Raw genomic sequence first — 1,601 nt, 5'->3', positions numbered from 1 at the left:
CGCCAGCGCGGCAGGTCCACCGCCAGCTCCATCGGCAGCCAGCGGGCCAGCAGTTGGGTTGAGACATAGATGCGCCCGTCGACGCGCACGGCCAGGCGCGGCTCGAACTGCTGCTCGCGCTCGCCGATGCGCACGCGGGCCTGGGCCAGGTCGAGCGCGAACTCGCGGCCGTCGGGCAGGCGGCCGGTGGCGGTGGCGCGCGCGTCGTCCACCTTCAGCGGGAGCTGCAGCAGCTCCGCGACGTCGCCCAGCGGCAGTAGCACCTGGTAGCCCTGCTGGAAGGCCGGCATCCACTGCGGCAGGTCGCGGCCGGCCAGCTGCACCTGCAGCGCCCGCATCTCCTGGGCGATCGCTTGCGGGAGCAGGGCCAGCAGGCCCAGGGTCATGACGAGGACGCGGGCGATGCAGGAAGAGCGGTTGCGGGTGCGGCTCGGCATGAGGGAAGCAAAGGAGCCGCGGTCTTGTTGTCAGGGCAGGGCCAGGCTGGCCTCGGCCAGCAGCCGGGCGCCGGCCTCGGGCCGCTCGCGGTAGCTGACCTTCAGCGTGCCCGCGGGCAGCGGCCGGCCCTCGGGCAGCTGCAGCGGCAGCACGGCATGCCGCGCCGCATTGGGCACGTAGACGGCCACGCCGCCCGCCTTGGCCAGCGGCACGGTGACGCCGTCGCGGGTGGTGATGCTGACTTCCAGGTCGCCGTAGACCGAGGCATTGCCCTCGCGCAGCATCTGCAGCGAGACGCTGCCGCCGGGCGCCGCCGGGCTGGGCGGCAGCAGCTGCAGCTCGCCGAGGCTGACCCGGCCCTGCGTCGCGCCCTGGCGCACGATCACCGGGATCGAGGCGCCCACCAGCGCGTTGATCGTCACCGACAGGCCACCCGCCGCATTGCGCCGGGCCGCGTCTTCCAGGCTGCTGGCGCCGCTGGCCTCGGCCACCCGCTCGAACTGCAGGTGCGAGCGGTACTCACCGCCCGCCAGCTCGGCCGGCTTGCGCAGCAGGATGCGCACGATCTGCGAGCCGCCCGGCGGGATCGTCACCTGGTGCGGCGAGAAGCGCAGCATCGCATCGGCGAACTGCTCGCCCGGGCCGGGCTCGGTGATCGGCGTGAACTCGCCGTTGGGCCCCATGCGGCGGTTGACCAGGCTGATGCGGTAGGTCTCGGGCGTCGTGCCCTGGTTCATCAGTTCGACCTGGGCGGCTCGCTGCTTGTCGAACACGATGCGGGTGGGGAACAGCATCAGGTCGGCCCGCGCCGTCTGCGCCAGCACGGCCAGGGCGAGGGCCGCGGCGACGCGGACGAAGAGGGCTGGCGTCATCGCGGAGGTCCTTGTGCTCATTGGTAATCGATGCTCACGTTGAAGCTGCCGCTGTAGCTGCCCGGCGTCTGCGCCAGGCCCACGCTGAGCGTGGCGCCGATCGACAGCAGCAGCGTGCCGCCGGCCGACAGCACGCCGCTGCCGCTGGGGCTGCTGGTGAAGCCGTTGAGGGCCATGGTGGCGGGGCCGGCGCTGAGCAGCACGGTGCCGTCGGCCGGCAAGGTGATGGCGATCGCGGCGTTGGAGGTGCCGCTGATGTTGATCGTGGCGGCGCTGGCCGGGCTGTCCTGG

General features: G+C 73.0%; 3 protein-coding genes. All 3 read right to left on the bottom strand.

Annotated elements, in window-relative coordinates:
• The coding region (locus B0W88_RS31655) for a hypothetical protein (RefSeq protein WP_144007138.1) at positions 1-437 on the bottom strand (437 nt) is incomplete at its 3' end.
• A gap of 30 nt (positions 438-467) precedes the next feature.
• The gene (locus B0W88_RS31650) at positions 468-1,310 is read right to left on the bottom strand and encodes a molecular chaperone (protein WP_233151913.1); all 843 of its coding nucleotides are present in this window, start codon (positions 1,308-1,310) and stop codon (positions 468-470) included.
• A 17-nt stretch (positions 1,311-1,327) separates the two neighbouring features.
• A partial coding sequence (locus B0W88_RS31645) for a DUF4402 domain-containing protein (protein WP_144007137.1) occupies positions 1,328-1,601 on the bottom strand: 274 nt, incomplete at its 5' end.

This window comes from Pelomonas sp. KK5 (assembly GCF_001984095.1).
Taxonomy (GTDB): Bacteria; Pseudomonadota; Gammaproteobacteria; order Burkholderiales; family Burkholderiaceae_C; genus KK5.
Note: the sequence above shows the minus strand (reverse complement) of the source record. Positions and strands in the feature narration are given on the sequence as shown.

What these genes read in the sequence shown, in the direction of transcription:
- B0W88_RS31650 (WP_233151913.1), bottom strand. Translation starts at nt 1,310, where the DNA reads ATGACGCCAGCCCTCTTCGTCCGCGTCGCCGCGGCCCTCGCCCTGGCC.